The 1,562-nt window shown below is 41.9% G+C and carries 2 protein-coding genes; both read right to left on the bottom strand.

Going from position 1 to position 1,562, the window contains the following annotated elements; translation table 11 throughout:
- Positions 1-395: 395 nt before the first annotated feature.
- Positions 396-686, bottom strand: coding sequence for a helix-turn-helix domain-containing protein (locus ACFPFU_RS25610; RefSeq protein WP_377069593.1), 291 nt, complete (start codon positions 684-686; stop codon positions 396-398).
- Positions 673-1,020, bottom strand: coding sequence for a type II toxin-antitoxin system RelE/ParE family toxin (locus tag ACFPFU_RS25615; RefSeq protein ID WP_377069595.1), 348 nt, complete (start codon positions 1,018-1,020; stop codon positions 673-675). The genes ACFPFU_RS25610 and ACFPFU_RS25615 overlap by 14 nt, the downstream gene beginning before the upstream one ends.
- Positions 1,021-1,562: the final 542 nt, after the last annotated feature.

The raw sequence follows: 1,562 nt of genomic DNA on the forward strand, positions 1-1,562 counted from the left end.
GAGCTGGATTTTAGTCGGATATCCCATATCTAGTCATATAACTAGATATAAAAATCAATAAAAAAGACCACAATTCCAAATTGCAGCCTCTTTTTATTTTATGTCTAGTAAATAGCCAAAGTCGAGACCGGGGATTTCAATCCCCGGACCCCTAAATGGCGAACGTTTACAGGATTTTGGCGTGCGTTTTTGCGGGGAACCAGGCAAAAACCATGACAAAATCCCATACGGAATTGAAAATCATATGCAGCAACGTCAGTCGAACCCCAACGCTCAACGCTCCTGACACAGGCACTCGTTGCCGCTCACCCCCCTTGAAGTCAAGAAACTTTCATTAAGGACTACGCTTTCTGATAACTACCTAAGGCAGTGGCGATTGCTCCGTGTTATATGCCTTAACCAATTGAAATGTTAAGGTGTTTTCCAAGACCGACTTCAATTAATTTGTAATAAGTAGAAATTTGGATATCACTTAATCCACGTTCAATTCGGGAGATATAACTTTTTTTCGTTCCGGTTTTTGCGGCAAGTTCTTCCTGTGTCAGGTTCGCTTCGATCCGGGCTTCTTTAAGCATGACACCCAATCGGAAAGCAAGGGAATCCGCATCAAACCGATCTCTTTCAGCGCTACCTTTTTTCCCATACTTTTCATCCAGGAGCTGATCAAATGTCTTAACGTTTTTCATCTTCTTTCTGTCTTAAGTATTCTTCTCTAAGTTTTTCGGCAAGTCTGATTTCATTTTTCGGAGTCTTTTGGGTTTTCTTTACGAATGCATTTGTGAGTACCACCAACGTTCCTTCATCCTGAAAACAGAGAATTCGAATACTTTTCTGTGAGGTAATTACCCTTACTTCATAAATCCCCCTTGTGTTTTCCAGTTTCTTATAGAACTTGATCGGAACGTATCGTTCAAATCGAATAAGGTCCAAAACGTATTCAATTTTCAACTGAACTTTCGAATCCTGGGATTTATAAAATTCAATTACCTTGTCCCCGAAAAAAATGATTTCTCTTACCACAAAAACAAAGTTAACTAATCAGTTTACTTTGTGCAACTTTCTATCGTGTTATATATTATGCCTTTCAGGAATGGCATTATTACTTCTGGACAATTTGTTACCGCCCTTACTAGGTGTAATTTGGTACAGAGGCATTTGCAATGCCGTTTTTTTAACTCCACCTAGCAGGGGAGTCCGTCACTTCGGGAAGGTAATCCCGGCCAAACCGGGAAAGCAGTCTCTCCCTGGACGCTCACGTTAATGGATGGATTACAAATGCCTGTGGCATAAGGGCAGGTGGTGGTTTTCTATTCTCCTTTTACTCTTCTGTTCTTTTTGTCCCCGATATGCTGCGCTGGTCGGGGCAGGCTTTGACACAAAAAGAACCCAAAAAGTCAAGGCAAAAATAAGCTTCTCCCCGCAGGGCCCTCGCCCCCTCGCTCCCGACAGCTGTACCATATCCGTTAACTTAAGCATAGAACAGGTCGTAAAGTATTTGATGATGGGGCTTTTGTTTGAGTCTTTTCTCTACAGTCAATTTGGGGATTATGGGGACCAGACTG

It is taken from the genome of Negadavirga shengliensis (genome assembly GCF_042652345.1).
Classification (GTDB): domain Bacteria; phylum Bacteroidota; class Bacteroidia; order Cytophagales; family Cyclobacteriaceae; genus Negadavirga; species Negadavirga shengliensis.